At 67.9% G+C, this 15,447-nt stretch carries 13 protein-coding genes; 6 read left to right on the top strand and 7 right to left on the bottom strand.

Annotated elements, in window-relative coordinates; all coding sequences use genetic code 11:
* Positions 1 to 387: transposase (locus METUNV1_RS05245; RefSeq protein ID WP_043359131.1), on the bottom strand; the 387-nt coding region annotated here is incomplete at its 3' end.
* Between the two features lie 1,021 nt (positions 388 to 1,408).
* Here METUNV1_RS05245 and METUNV1_RS05240 point away from each other — a divergent pair.
* Positions 1,409 to 2,008, top strand: a complete 600-nt coding sequence (locus tag METUNV1_RS05240; RefSeq protein ID WP_081471321.1) for a hypothetical protein — start codon at positions 1,409 to 1,411, stop codon at positions 2,006 to 2,008.
* Positions 2,009 to 2,093: 85 nt separating this feature from the next.
* On the opposite strand, the gene METUNV1_RS05235 is transcribed toward METUNV1_RS05240, so the two are convergent.
* The gene (locus tag METUNV1_RS05235; RefSeq protein WP_008059573.1) at positions 2,094 to 2,924 is read right to left on the bottom strand and encodes a hypothetical protein; all 831 of its coding nucleotides are present in this window, start codon (positions 2,922 to 2,924) and stop codon (positions 2,094 to 2,096) included.
* 178 nt (positions 2,925 to 3,102) lie between these two features.
* Here METUNV1_RS05235 and METUNV1_RS05230 point away from each other — a divergent pair, with 178 nt between their 5' ends.
* Positions 3,103 to 4,227, top strand: a complete 1,125-nt coding sequence (locus METUNV1_RS05230) for a helix-turn-helix transcriptional regulator (protein WP_008059572.1) — start codon at positions 3,103 to 3,105, stop codon at positions 4,225 to 4,227.
* Between the two features lie 181 nt (positions 4,228 to 4,408).
* Here METUNV1_RS05230 and METUNV1_RS19940 read toward each other — a convergent pair whose 3' ends face one another.
* A complete protein-coding gene (locus METUNV1_RS19940; RefSeq protein ID WP_008059570.1) occupies positions 4,409 to 5,035 on the bottom strand; it encodes a PEP-CTERM sorting domain-containing protein in 627 nt (208 codons plus the stop codon).
* Positions 5,036 to 5,366: 331 nt separating this feature from the next.
* Here METUNV1_RS19940 and METUNV1_RS05220 point away from each other — a divergent pair, with 331 nt between their 5' ends.
* Both METUNV1_RS05220 and METUNV1_RS05215 read left to right on the top strand, forming a co-directional pair.
* On the top strand, positions 5,367 to 6,809 hold the full coding sequence (locus tag METUNV1_RS05220) for a sensor domain-containing diguanylate cyclase (RefSeq protein WP_008059569.1): 1,443 nt from the start codon (positions 5,367 to 5,369) through the stop codon (positions 6,807 to 6,809).
* Between the two features lie 79 nt (positions 6,810 to 6,888).
* Positions 6,889 to 7,734 (top strand): ion transporter, encoded by an 846-nt coding sequence (locus METUNV1_RS05215; protein WP_008059568.1) that lies wholly within the window; start codon positions 6,889 to 6,891, stop codon positions 7,732 to 7,734.
* Positions 7,735 to 7,755: 21 nt separating this feature from the next.
* Here METUNV1_RS05215 and METUNV1_RS05210 read toward each other — a convergent pair whose 3' ends face one another.
* A complete protein-coding gene (locus METUNV1_RS05210) occupies positions 7,756 to 9,492 on the bottom strand; it encodes a sensor domain-containing diguanylate cyclase (RefSeq protein WP_008059567.1) in 1,737 nt (578 codons plus the stop codon).
* Between the two features lie 632 nt (positions 9,493 to 10,124).
* Between METUNV1_RS05210 and METUNV1_RS05205 the strand changes: the two genes are divergently transcribed.
* Entirely contained in the window at positions 10,125 to 10,442 is a 318-nt protein-coding gene (locus METUNV1_RS05205; protein ID WP_008059565.1) for a cupin domain-containing protein, read from the top strand.
* A 452-nt stretch (positions 10,443 to 10,894) separates the two neighbouring features.
* Positions 10,895 to 11,323 carry a nucleoside diphosphate kinase regulator gene (gene rnk, locus METUNV1_RS05200; RefSeq protein WP_008059564.1) on the top strand — a complete coding sequence of 143 codons (429 nt, stop codon included), beginning with the start codon at positions 10,895 to 10,897 and terminating at the stop codon, positions 11,321 to 11,323.
* A gap of 356 nt (positions 11,324 to 11,679) precedes the next feature.
* Here rnk and METUNV1_RS05195 read toward each other — a convergent pair whose 3' ends face one another.
* The 3 genes from METUNV1_RS05195 to METUNV1_RS05185 all read right to left on the bottom strand — a co-directional run bounded on the left by METUNV1_RS05195 (position 11,680) and on the right by METUNV1_RS05185 (position 15,302).
* Entirely contained in the window at positions 11,680 to 12,714 is a 1,035-nt protein-coding gene (locus tag METUNV1_RS05195) for a CobW family GTP-binding protein (protein WP_008059562.1), read from the bottom strand.
* A gap of 108 nt (positions 12,715 to 12,822) precedes the next feature.
* Positions 12,823 to 13,017 carry a YbdD/YjiX family protein gene (locus METUNV1_RS05190; RefSeq protein ID WP_008059558.1) on the bottom strand — a complete coding sequence of 65 codons (195 nt, stop codon included), beginning with the start codon at positions 13,015 to 13,017 and terminating at the stop codon, positions 12,823 to 12,825.
* Positions 13,018 to 13,235: 218 nt separating this feature from the next.
* Positions 13,236 to 15,302, bottom strand: a complete 2,067-nt coding sequence (locus METUNV1_RS05185; protein ID WP_008059555.1) for a carbon starvation CstA family protein — start codon at positions 15,300 to 15,302, stop codon at positions 13,236 to 13,238.
* Between the last annotated feature and the right edge of the window lie 145 nt (positions 15,303 to 15,447).

Raw genomic sequence — 15,447 nt, 5'->3', positions numbered from 1 at the left:
CAGCACGCGGCGGAAGAACTGGCGTGCGATGTCGGTACCGAGCAGACGGTCGCGATTGATGCTGAACACGGTGCGGTCCCACACCGCATCGTCCATGCCCAGGCCAACGAACCAGCGGAACAGCAGGTTGTAGTCGAGCTGTTCGACCAGCTGGCGTTCGCTGCGGATCGTGAAGAGGATCTGCACGAGCAGCGCACGCAGCAACTGCTCAGGCGGAATCGACGGACGGCCGGTATGCGAGTAACGCTCATCGAACAGCGCACTCATGTTGGCGAGAATGCCGTCGACCAGCGCGCGCAGGGAGCGCAGCGGGTGGTCCTTCGGCACGCGTTGTTCCAGGCTCACGTAGCTGAACATCAACGCCTGGGGATTCTCTTGGCCGCGCATGGACAGTCGGGAAAAGTAGGAAGACGATTCGGGGCGGGAGTCTGCCTTAAAACCCGCGCCACGAGCAGCGAGCGGGGTTTCTCACCAGCCTGCTAACGGCACGCAACTGCTGCTCACTCTTTCGCGCAGGGCCAATAGCTACACTGCCCAAGAAAAACTTACCGTGCAAGACGGACGTTTCAAGTCGAGTCCATTCTCTGATCGAGGTGGAGCCCTACTTCCCGGAAGCTACACGATTGAACTAGTTGGTCCCATCACGGCAGTACAACCGACCGCAAGAGCGCTAGGCCCTGACTACAAGAACTTCTCCAGTCCATTGCTCAAGCGCGGAAAGTTAGGCACTACGCTGGAGTATCGGAACACGCTAAAGATTCCTGGTCAATCAAGTTCCGTAGCAGACGCGAACGCAAGAAGGGTCGCCGAGCAGGAGAAAGCTGCGTGGGTCAAGACGTCTTGCGCTGACATTCCAGCCATAAAGGAGCAATTGACTGGCAAGAAGATGGCACCGCCCGAACACGAGAAGTTTTTAAAAGACTGCGCAGACGGCAAAGGTAATTAGGCGAAGGTCCATCACGTGGCGAGTCATAACCCGTCATATGCGGACTCCCCCTAAATCAAGACTCTGGCTTTACCGGATGGATCACTTACGGTCGTATATCCGGCATCCGTAGTCGACTCTGGGTGCCCCCTGCCGACATCGAATCTGCGCGGGGAGCGCCATTCGATACATGCGGCACACGTTTGGCTGCCGGAAGAGCTATCGGCGTTTGTCTTTGAGGGTGTGACCCGGTTGGCCATGATGGGCGATCTGTCTCGTGGCAAGCGGTGGTGGGAAGTGGGCGGCAAACGCGATAAAGGAGATGAGCAATAGCCGCCATCCTCTACCGTCGGGGCACAACGTCCAAAGATCCAGACCGGGTGCAGGTGAGACTGAGGCACACTCGCGGGAAGCCCCCGATGACCGCATCACCGGGCATGCCCCAAGGCTGAATCAACGGACCACGTTTTCAGAACGCACCCGATGCACCCCTCCTCCTCCCTTCCCCGCCTCGCCGGACTTTCCGCCCTCGCCCTCTGCAGCGCCGTGTTCGCCCAGCAGCCTCCAGGTCTGCCCACGCATTGCGTGAAGGGTGAATACGCCTATCTGAACGCGCACATGTCGGAAATCCGCCGGCCGCCAGGAGGGGGTTACACGCTGGTCAGGACCGGAAAGCTGCTGTCCGTCTGCGCTGACGGCAGGTCTGAGCCGTTCCGCAGGGTGGCTTACCGCTTCGGGCCGGAAGGCAAGGTCGAGATGGAAAGCGTTGCGAGCGACGCACGGCCATTCCATGTGTTCGACCGGTCAACCTCACCGCACACCGGCGAGAACGTGATGTTCTTCAAGGTGGGCGGCTATACCTATTGCGTGATCGAGGCCACCGCACAGGGAAGTGGCGTCGGACTGCGGGTCATCAGGTCAGGCCGTCAGGTACTGGACCTGTTTTCCGGCAATCGCCGCGGTGTGGACTTCGAATCCGAAATGATCGAGATGAATTTCGTGGCCCCCCGCTCGCCGGTCCTTCGGAGCTATCTGCCGGAGGATCCATTTGAAACGCCCTGCGACCCGAAGGTGAGGAAATAGGGCCTGACCCGCCGGCTGAAGCCGCTGCGGTTGCCACCGGCGGGCGAGCCGGAGCACGGCGGCCTTCCAGCGCCCCTACGGCCGGTCAGAACTTCGGTGCCTTGCCCTGCCCCTGCAGTTTGCGCACCGCCTCGGCCTTCAACTGCTCCACCCACTCGGCGGACCGGCGGCTGGCGGCGACCATGCCGCCCTGATCGACCAGCCAGGCTTCGAAGTTCTGCACCGGTTCGCTGTTCCATTCGTAGCGCAGCACGATGCCGCAGCGGGCGGCGTCCGGCGCGGGGCCGAGGGCGGCGACCAGATGCGGTACGCGCTGCCGTGCGTACTGTTCCAGCACCTTGACCGCACCCGGCTGCAGCAGCGTGCCCATGGCGTTCGACCAGGGGATGCGCTGGCCCTTGCGGTCCTTGTCCACGCTGCACTGCGGCTTGCCCTCTTCGCTCCAGTGCACGACGGCGCGGCCGCCGGCAACCGGCGGGGTGCGCGCGGCGTACGGGCCGTAGCGCTCGACGAGTGAGGCCATCATCTGTTCGCTGCCCGGCGGCTGCGGCGCCGAACCGCGGCGCGTGACCGCGATGACGCGCGGCTCGGACGGCGGGCTGGCGAACCAGATGCCGATGCCCGATCCCGCCATCGCGAAGCCGATGTGGTCGAGGAACTCCGGCGACTGCAGCGAATTGACGCCGTCGTAATAGGGAAAGGTGGCGAGGCTGCGCTTCGGCCGGGCGCTGGCGTCAAAGGCCTGCACCGCCTTCACCGCTTCGGCTTCGGTCATGCCGATGCGCACGCCGGCAATGTCCAGCCTGGCCGCAGGGGTGCCGGCGTTCTGCGCCTGTGCCGGCACGAGGGTGGCGAACAGCGCGGAGAACAGGGCGGACGACAGCGCCAGACGGAAAGGAACGGGGGTTGTCTGCATCGGAAAGCTCCAGTCGTTGATGCCGGGAAACGCGTCGCCGTCAGCCCGGCCCCGAACCGGCCACCGCGGAGGCGGGAACGATTCCCGGCGTGCGATATGCGTCCGCTATGGTAGAAAAGCGGCCGGGGCGCTCGCGCCCCCCAAACAGGGGAGAAACCCGGTATCGGAGGCGTCACCCATGTCCTCATCGGAACTCGCCGACGCCCGCCTGTCGGCACTGATCGCGCATCTTTACGATGCCGCCCTGGACAGCGCGCTGTGGCCGGGCATGGCGGCCCGCACCGCGCAGGCACTCGATTCGACCAGCACCGTCATCAAGCTGCATGGCGAGGGCGCGCGGGTGGATCTGCTGGAATGCACCGACAACCTGAACGTCGCCGAGCGCGACCGGGCCTGGGCCGAGGACTGGCACCGGCGCGACCTGTGGGTCGAGCGCTCGGTCGCCCACGGCCTGTCGCGCGTCATCACCGACGAGGATCTGGTGACGCCCGAGGAACAGGCGCACAGCGGCTTCTACCAGGAATGGCTACGCCACCTGGACATCCACCACATGCTGGGCGCGGTATTCCCGACGGCCGACGGCACCCTTGGCGTGCTGGGCATCCATCGCCCGCGCAGTGCGGGCGCCTACACCGGGGTCGAACGCAGCAAGGTCGCGCTGCTGCTGCCCCACCTGCAGCGCGCACTGCGGCTGGGCCAGCACCTGTCGGGCATGAGCCGGGCGCACGCCGCCGCGCTGCAGGCACTCGACCGCATCGATACCGGCGTGGTGGTGGTGGATGGCCGCTGCCGCGTGCTGCAGACCAGCGCGATGGCGGACCGCCTGCTGCGCGAAAACACCGGACTGAGCGCGGTATGCGGGCATCTGCGCGCGCAGCCTCCAGCCCTGCACGACACGCTGTCGCGACGCGTGCGCGCCGCGGTGAACACCGCGCGCGGCCACCCGGCGGACAGTGCCACCATGCTCGCCATTCCGCGCCCCGGCCGCCTGCCGCTGACCGTGGAGATCACGCCGCTGCGGCCGTCGATGCCGGCCTTCGGCGACCCCGGTCCGGCGGCGCTGGTGTTCATCCGCGACCCCGAGGCGCCGGTCGATCAGCAGGCGCTGCGCGCGCTGTACGGGCTGACCCGCACCGAAGCGGCGGTCGCCGGCGCGCTGGCACAGGGACGCTCGCCGGAGCAGATCGCGGACCGGCTCGGCATCGGTCTGGCCACCGTGCGTTCGCACCTGAAGCGCATCCTGGCCAAGACCGGCACCCACCGGCAGGCCGAAGCCGTCGCGCTGCTGGCCCGCAGCGTGTGAGCGCACCACCGATGGATCGGCGCCAGTCCTGGGCACCGGGACAGACGGCAGCGGTGACGGCGGAGCGCGGATCCGGGATTTTTCGGTTCGCGCCCTGCCGCGCTCCCGCCACGCGGGCCAAGATCACGGCCCGTGCGAGGCGGGCGGGCCTGAACCGGCCTGCCCGCCCGTGACACGAAAGTCAGCGCTGACGCCGCCGTGCCGCGAAGCCAGCGATGCCGAGGCCGGCGAGCATGAGTGCGGCGCTGGTCGGCTCGGGCACCGGCGCCAGCGTGGTGATGCGCACGTCGTCGAAGGTGGCGTTGAAGCGGCCGCTGCTGGCCGCGGTGGTGTAGATGCCCAGCGTCAGCACGTGATCGCCGGCGCTCAGGCCGGACAGCGTGAAGCTGCGTGCCTCGAAGGCGTTCGGCGCTGCGGTGCGGGCGAGCGATACGCCATCGACCAGTACGTCGTAGAACATCGTGCAGCCGCTGCACGGCGCACTGCGCGCCCACAGTGACAGCGTGTAGTCGGCCGCGACCGGCGCGTTGAACACGCGGGACGCGCGCACCTGACCGGCCCCCTGGCCGCCGCCCGGCGCATCGAAATAGGTCCACAGCGCGCCCAAGCCCTCGTGGACCGAATCGCTGCGTACGGTCACCACCGGCACGGTGATGTTGGCGCTGGCGCTGACCGACCAGTCGGCGACACTGCCGTCCTCGAAGGTGTCGGCAAACACGGTGGTGGCCACCGCGTCTGCGCGGGCGAGCGGCGACGCGAGCGCGGCACACAGCGCGATCAGCGCGACGGAAGGACGGGCGATATTCATGCGGAGCGGCTCCGTTTGTCTGGGTGCCCGCAACACAGCAAGAGCCGGACCACAGCCGATTGCGGTCTGATCCTGCAGGCTTTTGCCCGGATCGATGCGCTGCGGTGTAAAGCGTACCGACACGCCTGTACCGGTGCTTCATGCCTGATAATGCGGCACTTTTCACGCATGCCTGCCCGGAGCGGCTCCGCCCGGTTACGTTTTGTCGCGCCGCCTACGCTTATTGCGCGGCTTCGGGCATGCTTGCGCGCCCGGCGTAATCCGGCCAGCCGCTTTTTCCGTGACCCGAGCCATCGCTGACACTCCGCCGCCCTCCCCACCCGCCTGGTGGGTGCTGCTGCTTCTGCCGCTGCTGCATTTCGCCAGCGTGAAGCTGACGCTGTCGCTCGCGCGCTCGCCGGAGAACGAGGTGGTGGTGTGGCTGCCGAACGCGGTGCTGCTGGCGGCGCTGCTGCACTGGCGCGGCCGGCGCGGGCTGGCGATGGCGGCACTCACCTTCGCGTCCGACGTGTATGCCAACCTGCCGGTGTTCCCGGCGACGCACGCGGTACTGCTCAGCCTGTGCAATCTGGGCGAGGTGACGCTGGCCTGGCTGCTGATGCGCCGGCTCGGCGCCTCACCCGAGCTGGAGCGCATACAGGACTTCGGCCGCTTCCTGCTGGCCGGCCCGCTGATCGGCGCGCTCACGGCCTCGATGATGGCCGGGCTGGCGCTGTGCACGCTGGACGGCGTGCATCCACCCTACGCCACCCTGGTGCTGCTGTGGTGGTTCGGCGACGGCCTGGGCCTGCTCATCTACACGCCGCTGCTGCTGTCCTTCCTGCGCCCGGCCAGCCCCCGCACCTCGGACTGGCCGCAGGGCGCCGCCATGATGGCGGTAACGCTGGCCGCGGCCGCTTTCATCTTCACCCAGGGCGACGGCGGCGACCTGCGCCCGCACGTGGCGATGACGCCGCAGCTGCTGCTGATTCCGCTGCTCTACATCGCGGCCCGCTGTTCGCTGCGCTGCACCGCACTGGCGATCGCCCTCATTTCGCTCGGTTCGGCCTGGTCGGTCACCACCGGCCATCACCCCTTCGGCGACGCCTCGGCACACGAAACCATTCTGCGCACTCAGGAGTACATCCTGACGCTCAGCACGATAGGCATGGGCCTGGCCATCATGCTCGGAGAACAGCGTGCGCTGGCCCATGAGCTCGAGGACAAGGTGCGCGCGCGCACCGAGGAACTGGAAGCGTCAAACCGGCTGCTGGCGCAGCTGAGCACCACCGACAGCCTGACCGGCGTCGCCAACCGGCGCCGCTTCGACGAGGCGCTGGCGCGCGAATGGGCGCGTGCGCAGCGCACTGGCGAGCCGCTGTCGCTGGGTCTGCTCGACGTCGATTACTTCAAGGCCTACAACGACCACTACGGCCATCAGGCCGGCGACGAATGCCTGCGCCAGGTGGCCACGCTGATGGGCGACCATGTGCGGCGCGCCGGCGATCTGGTGGCGCGCTACGGCGGCGAGGAATTCGCCTTCATCAGCCCGGCCGCGGGCGCCGAAGACGCGGCGGCCCTGGCGCGGACGATCTGCGCGACGCTGCAGGCACAGGCACGGCCGCACATGCGATCGCCGCTGGGGGTGCTGACTGCAAGCATGGGCGTGGCGACACTGGTGCCGGGCAAGGACGACAGTCCGGACACCCTGTTCCGGCTCGCCGATCAGGCGCTGTACGAGGCCAAGCACAAGGGCCGCAACCGGGTCGAGCAGGCCGACGCGCCGGTCGGCTGAGGTCGGTTCGCCCAGTCGTGTTCCGGTCTGCTGCGCACCGTTATGATGCGCACCGACGAACACTGAGCGTAAGCCTGCCATGAACCGCCCGCCTCCCCCGACTGACGCGCCGCTGCCCGGCTGGCGCGGCGCGCTGTACAAGGTGGTGTACCAGTCCGACACGCCGGCCGGCGTGCTGTTCGACAAGGTGCTGATCGCCCTCATCCTGGCCAGCGTGACCGTGGTCGTGATCGACAGCGTGATCACGCCGGACAGTGCCTTGGGCACCGCATTCGAGATCGCCGAATGGGGGTTCACGCTGCTGTTCACGGTGGAGTATGTGCTGCGCCTCGTGTGCGTGCGCCAGCCGCTGCGCTACGCCACCAGCTTTTTCGGCATCGTCGATCTGGTGGCCATCCTGCCCACCTATCTCGCCCTGCTCTTCCCGGAACTGCACGCACTGATCGATGTGCGGGTGCTGCGGCTGCTGCGGGTGTTCCGCATCTTCAAGCTCACCGCCTACCTGTCGGAGTACCAGGCGCTGGGCGAGGCGCTGGCGGCCAGTTCGCGCAAGATCCTGGTGTTCCTCAGCGTGGTGCTGATGATCGTGGTGGTGATGGGTTCGATCATGTATGTGGTCGAAGGCCCGGCCAACGGCTTCACCAGCATTCCGGTCGGCATCTACTGGGCAATTACCACGATGACCACCGTGGGCTTCGGCGACATCACGCCCAGAACCGGTCTGGGCCGGCTGATCTCGTCGATGATGATGCTGCTGGGCTGGGGCACGCTGGCGGTACCGACCGGCATCGTCACCACCGAAATGACGCTGCGGCGTCAGCGCGACGGCAGCCGGACGCAAGAAAGGCGCTGCCGGCAGTGCGACAGCGACGGCCATCCGTCTCAGGCGATCTACTGCCACCACTGCGGTGCCCGGCTGGACTGAGCGCCGGCCGCCGTGCGGCGCTCAGGCGCCGTCCTGCGCCACCACCCGGTTGCGCCCCTCGCGCTTGGCGCGGTAGAGGCAGGCGTCGGCCCGCGCGATGACCGGGTCCAGCGTGTCGTCCTCCAGCAGGCATTCGGCCACGCCGAAACTGGCGGTCACCTTCAGCCCGCCTGCATCGCCCGCCTGCATCACCGTGGATTCGATAGCCACGCGCAGCCGCTCGGCCTGCGCGGTCGCGCTGGCGAGGTCGCAGTGCGGCATGAGCAGGATGAATTCCTCGCCGCCATAGCGGGCGATCACGTCGCCGCGGCGACTGTGCTGCTGGCAGCAGCGCGCCACCTCACCCAGCACGACATCGCCGACCGCGTGGCCCCAGCTGTCGTTCACCTGCTTGAAGTGATCGATGTCGAACAGCGCGATGGCCACCGGATAGCCGTGCCGCTGCAGATTCGGCAGATGGCGCTCGGCCAGCGTGAAGAAGCCGCGCCGGTTGGGCAGACCGGTCAGGAAATCGGTATTGGACTGGTCGCGCAGCTGTTCCACCAGCCGCTGCCGCTCGTCCTCCAGCGCCCGCCGCGCCACGCTGTTCTCGCGCAGCACGCCGATGGCCTTCAGCACGTCCGCCACTTCGTCGCGGTGGCGCGGTACCGGTACGGTGCGTTCGAGGTCGCCGCAGGCGATGGCCACGATCAGTTCGGTGGTTTCTTCCAGCGGCCGCACCACCCGGTGATGCACCACCCACAGCGTGAGACCGAGCAGGCCGAGGGCGGCCAGCCCGCCACCGGAAATCCAGACCAGCGCGGTGCGCGCCTCGGCCGCGCCGACACGCGCTTCGGTCAGCGCCTGCTCCAGCAGCACGTCGCGCAGTTCGATGATGGCGTCCATGTCCGGCACATAGCGGGCAGCAAAGCCGGCGGCATCGATGTCGTACTCGCCGTCGCTGCGGCCACGCACCGTGAGCGCTTCGACAAAGGGCATGGCCGAACCGAAGTAGCGCACCAGCATGCGCTGGGTGGCGCCATGCACCGCAGTGCGCTCCGGCGCGGCGGCGGTCCGCTGCACCAGCAGCTGGCGCAGCTGTTCGACCCGGCCGCGCAGGCGTTCGATCTCGGTCCGCTCGCTGTCACGCAGCGGCTGGCGCGCGGTGAGCGCGACGGTAAATTGCGAGCCGAGCCGGCCCGCCTGCTCGCGCAGCTCGGCCGCAAGCCGCGCGCCGCTGAGGGCGTCCGAAGCCCTCGGGTAGGCAGCCTGCGCCTCGTTCATCAGATGCATGAGCCCGGGCGAGAGATCTTCGATCACCTGGAACATGCGGCCGATTGCGGCCTTGATGTCATCCGCCCGGCGTTCGGATCGTGGCTGCAGCGCGATCCGCGAAATCTCGCCGCGGCCGGCGCTCAGGTCACGCGCGGCCTCGCGCACCGCCGCGCTCACGTCGTCGCGGCGATGGCCGGACGCGTCCAGCGCCTGCTGCAGCGTGCTGAAGGCGGCATCGGTGCGTGCCCTCGCCTCGTCCAGCCGGGCCAGACGCACGGCATCGCCGCCCGGCGTGATGTCGCCCATCAGGCCGTTCGACGGCCCGCGCTCGCGCGATGCCATTTCGGCCGCCACCAGCATGTGGCGCAGGCGCTCGATCGCCTCCAGACCGCGGGTAGCGCGGTCGGCGCGTTCCCACTCGAGTGCCACGATGTGGGCGGACAGCACGAGCACGGTGACTGCAAGCAGCAGGCAGACCAGCCAGAAAAGTCGGTGAAGGCGCATGGGGCGCGGCGTCTACGGCAGGAAGCGGTGGCCGCACGGCAGCGTGCGGGCAGATCACGGGGGGTGCAAGTCTATACGGCCGCCGCCGGCCTGTCGGCCGACCGTGTCGGCTGACCGCGCAGGCCCGCAGCGGCAACCATCGCAATCCCTCATGCAATCAAGGGCATGGTGGTCTGGGGGCGCCCACCTCGCCCGGCCGGTCGAGTGGCGACGGTACAACACTGACGCCACGAAGCATCCGGCCCTGCACCGGCGCCGCGTCAACGGGTGGATGAACCGTCCGGCTGGGCTCAGCGGCCCAGCCGGACGGACGCAGTGGGATGCGGCGCGCGCAGGCGAGTGCGCGCAAGCTGGCACCGGCGGCGCTGCATGCGTGCATGCCCGCCATTGCGGCCTGACCGCCGATCAGGCGGGCGACACTCGTCGTCGCCGGCACCCACGACGTGTGCGACGGCCGCTCGGCAGTGGCCCGGTCGGGTTCAGAACCGCGCGCCGGTTCTGCGGCACGGAAGCGGGAAGACGACGGTTCTTGTAAGCACATGCTTCCGGCCGTGCCGGGGTCGGCAGCCGCTTCCATGCCGCGCAGCCGGCAGTGCACACTGGCGGCCTGCATCGCACCACGGAGCACTGCCATGGACATTCACCGCGCCGCCACACGCGAATGGGCCGCAACCGACATTGCCGGCGTCGAGCGCTGCCTGTTCCGCAATCACGAAGAAGGCGGCCGCACCTCGGTCGTAAGGCTGCAGGCGGGCAGTCTGTTCCCGCGGCACCGCCATGAGGCGGGCGAGGACGTGCTGGTGATCGCCGGCCGGGTGGCGATCGGCGGCGCCGAGCTGGCGCCCGGTGACTATCTGTATACCGCGCCCGGCGAAGAACACGATGTGCGGGCGCTGACCGACGCGGTCATCTTCGTATCGTCGCCCCGCCCGACGCCGCGTCTGGACTGAAGTCCGGACAATCCGGGCTTCAGGAAAAACACGCTGAAACAGCCCCCGCAGGCAGCGACTTGCCGGCAGGCGCCCGGGGTGTTACGGTCGCGCCCTGGATCATCTCCCCGTTCTGTTTCTGACGCCGCCTCCGCCGCGCGCGCAGACCCGCGCCACTGTGAACATCCGCACCGCACATCGTCCGCGTTTCGCCCATGCCGCCCTGCGGCAGGCTGCGCCGTGCGTGTCCCGCGGACCGCGCCCGGAGATGACCGCCTGCCAGCCCCGTCACGGCGACCGTCCATCCGCACTGATACACCGGACCGTCGCCGCCTGAGCGGTGCCTCGTCATCGCTCTACCCTCAAGGTCGGTGTGCCGCGACTGCCCTGACGGCAGTGCGCCCCGCCCTGCTCCCCACCGAATACATGCCTGCACGCGGCCGGACCGCGCGCTGGCCGCACAGGACATGACCATGAACAAGAAGTCGACCACCACCAAGCCCACCATCACGCTGACCGAACTGGACGCCGATCGTCTGGACGCACTGCTGTCCACCCTGCCCGCCCGCGGCATGCCTGGCCGCGACGCGCTGGCCGCCGAACTGCTGCGCGCGGACATCGTGCCGTCGCGGGAAGTCCCGCCGGACGTGGTGACCATGAATTCGACCGTCCGCTTCAGCATCGAACCGGCCAATGAAACCCAGAGCCTGACGCTGGTGTACCCGAAGGATGTGTCCGACGGCGCCGGCACGGTATCGGTGCTGGCGCCGGTGGGCAGCGCGCTGCTCGGCCTGAAGGAAGGCGACCGCATCGAATGGCCGGGCCCCTCAGGCGGCACGCTGGGCGTTCGGATAGACAAGGTGGTGTACCAGCCGGAGCGCGCGGGCGACTACTCGCGCTGAAGCCACCGTCGCGACGGTCACTGGAAAGCGGGCGCGAACAGGGAAGCCGTATCGCGGCGAGGCGCCGCTCCCACACGGATTGAACCGCCCCGGTCTGCAGGCGCTCGGCGCGTTCGCGCGATCGTGGAAAGGCAGGTCACCGCACCCGGCGGAGCCCGTTTCTGTGGGAGCGGCGCCCCCGCCGCGATTGCGGCGTTGAAGAGAGAGGCTCGCGGAAACCGCGGCCGTATCGCGGCGAGGCGCCGCTCCCACACGGATGGAGCCGCGCCGATCTGGAGACCCGTAGCCTCTTCACATGATCGTCGATGGGCGCGTCACCACCCTGCCGAGCCGCGCGCGGCGAACAGGATGGGCGCTCAGGCCGCCTCGACCGCCGGAGCCGCCACGGTGGCGAAGAAGCGGGCACGCAGCGCGTCTGCCGGCAGATTGCGGCCGATCAGCACGATGCGGCTCTGGCGGCTTTCACCCGGCTCCCAGTTGCGACCGTAGTCGAAGCCGGCGATGCGGTGCACGCCCTGGAAAATGAGTTTGCGCGGCTCGCCTTCGATGGACAGGATGCCCTTGTAGCGCAGCAGGTCGACCGAATGTTCGGCGATCAGCGTATCGACAAAGGCGCCGACGCGGTCTAGGTCCAGCGGCGTATCGCATTCGAGCAGCAGCGAACCGACCGCATCGTCCCAGGACTTGCGGGCCATGCCGGCGATGCCGGAAATCGCGCGTGGCGACACCGGATGCCAGCCGCGTACCGGCAGGCCGCGCTCGTCCAGCGAGAAGCCCTTGATCGAGAAGAGGTCGCGCCAGTCCTCGTCCGGACTGCCGGCGACGATGAGCGGCGCGCGCGCATTCACGCGCTGCAGCCGGGTGCACAGTTCGTACAGCGCCTCCGGCGTCACCAGATCGGCGTGCGAAATGAGCAGCCGGTCGGCGAAGGCCACCTGCGACGCGGCGACGCGCTCGCGGCGGAACTGGCCGTCGAAGTGCACCGCATCCACCACGGTCACGACGCCGTCGAGGCGGTAGCGTTCGCGCAGCCGGTCGTCATTGAAGAAGGTCTGCACCACCGGCGCCGGATCGGCCAGACCGGTGGTTTCTACGATGAGGCGGTCGAAGGCCAGTTCGCCGGCGTCGCGCCGGGCCAGCAGACCGGCCAGGGCATCGCCCAGCTCGCCCTGCACGGTGCAGCAGATGCAGCCATTGGACAGTTCGACCACCGACACCGCAGCGCGGTCGAGCAGCGCACCGTCGATGCCGGCGGCACCGAACTCGTTCTCGACCACGGCAATGCGCTGACCGTGGTTCGCGGCCAGCAGGCGGTTCAGCAGCGTGGTCTTGCCAGCGCCGAGGAAACCGGTCAGCAGCGTGACCGGCACGGATTCAGTATGGATGCTCATCGATTCTCGCTCCCCGGAAAAAAGATGCCGGGGCGGGCTTGCGCCGGCCCCGGCCAATAGGAGGAGGGTGGTACATCGGTGAAGACCGACGTCATCATGGACGCCGGTCTAGCAACATTTGCCGGAAGCGCCGCCGAAGCGCGCCTCCTGGCGTTCGCGGAAAAACTCTTCATACGTCATGGGCGCCTGGTCCGGGTGCTTCATGCGCATGTGCTGAACGTAGGTATCGTAATCGGGCAGTCCCACCATGAGGCGGGCAGCTTGCCCGAGGTATTCGCCCATCCGGGCCAGATCCTTAAACATGTCGCGCTCCCTGGGACACGCCCGGCCTGCCACAGACCCGCGAGGTCGGCAGATCTGCGGCAGGCACGGCCTGCGGCCCTTGTGGGGCACGCAGCCAGCCGGAGTGCCCGGACGTGTTCGGCTCAGCCCTCCACGCGCACCGTGCGGCGCCGACCTGACCGCCGGGGCGCACAGCCCGCTCGCGGAACGGCGCACACGGTGAGCGCGGAGCTTTCATGTCAGACCTTCCCGGCCGCGGCGTGCACGCCGTGGTGGGTTTCGCGCACGGTAGGCTGTTCGCTGCGCAGTGCCTGCAGCACCTTGCGGATGCCGAAGAAGGTGATCGACAACACCACCAGCACGAACAGCGAAGCCAGCGCCGCATCGACGTAGTCGTTGAAGATGACCTGCTGCATCTGCTCGATGCTCTTGGCCGGCGCCAGCACCTCGCCGTTTTCGGCAGCGGCGCTGAATTTGGCGGCGTGCGCAAGGAAACCGATCTTCGGGTTCTCGCTGAACACCTTCTGCCAGCCGGCGGTCAGCGTGCAGGCGAGCAGCCACACGGTGGGCAGCACGGTCACCCAGATGTAGCGCTGCTTCTTCATCTTCACCAGCACCACGGTGGCCAGCACCAGTGCGACGGCGGCCAGCATCTGGTTCGCGACACCGAACAGCGGCCACAGGGTGTTGATGCCGCCCAGCGGATCGACCACGCCCTGGTACAGGAAGTAGCCCCAGGCGGCGACGCACAGACCGGTCGCGACCAGGTTGGGGATGAGGGCTTCGGTGCGCTTGAAGGCCGGCACGAAGGTACCCATCAGATCCTGCAGCATGAAGCGGCCGGCACGGGTGCCCGCATCGACTGCGGTCAGGATGAACAGCGCTTCGAACAGGATGGCGAAGTGATACCAGAAGGCCATCATGCCCTGGCCGCCGATCACCTGATGCAGGATGTGAGCCATGCCCACCGCCAGCGTCGGCGCACCGCCGGCACGCGAAATGATGGTCGATTCACCGACATCGGCCGCGGTCTGCGTCAGCAGTTCCGGCGTGACCACGAAGCCCCACTGCGAAATCACGGTGGCCGCTTCCTGCGCGGTCTTGCCGATCAGCGCCGCCGGGCTGTTCATCGCGAAATAGACACCCGGATCGATGACCGAGGCCGCGACCAGCGCCATGATGGCGACGAAGGACTCCATCAGCATGCCGCCGTAGCCGATCAGCGGCGCATCGGTTTCCTTGTCCAGCAGCTTGGGCGTGGTGCCCGACGAAATCAGCGCGTGGAAGCCGGACACCGCGCCACAGGCGATGGTGATGAACAGGAAGGGGAACAGGTTGCCCGACCACACCGGACCGGTGCCGTCGATGAACTTGGTGATGGCCGGCATCTGCAGCTGCGGCGCAACGAACACGATGCCCAGCGCCAGGCCGACGATGGTGCCGATCTTCAGGAAGGTCGACAGATAGTCACGCGGAGCGAGCAGCAGCCACACCGGCAGCACCGAGGCGATGAAGCCGTAGCCGATCAGCATCCAGGTCAGCTCTTTGCCGTCGAAGGTGAACATCGGGCCCCACACCGGATCGGCCGCGACCCAGCCGCCGACCACGATGGCGGCCATCAGCAGCACGAAGCCGACCAGCGAGATCTCGCCGATCTTGCCCGGGCGGATGTAGCGCATGTAGATGCCCATCAGGATGGCGATGGGGATCGTGGCCGCGACGGTGAAGGTGCCCCAGGGCGAATGCGCGAGCGCCTTCACCACGATGAGCGCCAGCACCGCGAGGATGATGACCATGATCATGAAGGCGCCGAACAGCGCGATCACGCCCGGCACCGCACCCATTTCCGACTTGATCAGGTCGCCCAGCGAGCGGCCGTCGCGACGGCTGGAAATGAACAGCACCAGGAAATCCTGCACCGCACCGGCGAACACCACGCCGGCCAGAATCCACAGCATGCCCGGCAGATAGCCCATCTGCGCCGCGAGCACCGGGCCGACCAGCGGACCGGCGCCGGCGATGGCCGCGAAATGGTGACCGAACAGGATGTTGCGGTTGGTCGGCACGTAGTCCAGACCGTCGTTCTTCGCCCAGGCAGGCGTGATGCGCGAGCCGTCGACCCCGATCACCTTGTAGGCGATGAAGCGCGCGTAGAAACGGTAGGCGATGAAGTAGACCGAAACCGCCGCGATGACGATCCAGAGCGCGCTGATGGTTTCGCCGCGCGACAGCGCGACCACGCCGAGCGCACAGGCACCGAGCAGCGCGAGCGCGGCCCAGCCGAGTTTGGGTAGCAGTGTGTTCATATGTCTCCTCTCGATGGCGCCGGCTGAACCGGACTGCCCGCGACCGCCTCTTTGCGGCCTGCGCTGAGTATGGGCAGCGGGCCGGAGCGGGCGCATCGGTGCGATTACGCAGCACCACTGAGTGGAAACACGTAGGGGTTTACCC

Origin of the sequence: Methyloversatilis universalis FAM5 (assembly GCF_000214035.2) — a bacterium.
In the GTDB taxonomy this organism is placed as follows: domain Bacteria; phylum Pseudomonadota; class Gammaproteobacteria; order Burkholderiales; family Rhodocyclaceae; genus Methyloversatilis; species Methyloversatilis universalis.
Note: the sequence above shows the minus strand (reverse complement) of the source record. Positions and strands in the feature narration are given on the sequence as shown.